The organism is Bacteroides caecigallinarum, assembly GCF_016902295.1.
GTDB classification, from domain to species: Bacteria; Bacteroidota; Bacteroidia; order Bacteroidales; family Bacteroidaceae; genus Phocaeicola; species Phocaeicola caecigallinarum_A.
This window is the reverse complement of sequence record NZ_JACJLQ010000233.1, coordinates 1-219: the sequence shown is the minus strand read 5'-3', so window position 1 is coordinate 219 and position 219 is coordinate 1. Positions and strand designations below refer to the sequence as shown.

Here is a 219-nt window from a genome sequence, read left to right as displayed (position 1 = left end):
AAGCCGAGCATTACTAATTGCCCGTTGACTTTTGTTGTCACGTGTCACGTAAGGATGTTATATACGTTCGGTTCTTGAAAAACGAAAGAGTTTTGGTTGAAAGGAAATGCTCTTTCTTCAGTTTGTTATTCTCATGTGAAGATGAAAAAAGAAGAATAGAAATAGAAAAGAAATTAAGGTGACTATAGCACGAAGGTTCCACCTCTTCCCATTCCGAAC

Annotated in this window: 1 protein-coding gene; it reads right to left on the bottom strand. The window is 37.4% G+C overall.

The features are described 5' to 3' along the window. Positions 1 to 37: 37 nt before the first annotated feature. Positions 38 to 219, bottom strand: a 182-nt coding sequence (locus H6A27_RS14940; RefSeq protein WP_204509234.1) for a hypothetical protein, incomplete at its 5' end; no start/stop codon positions are given.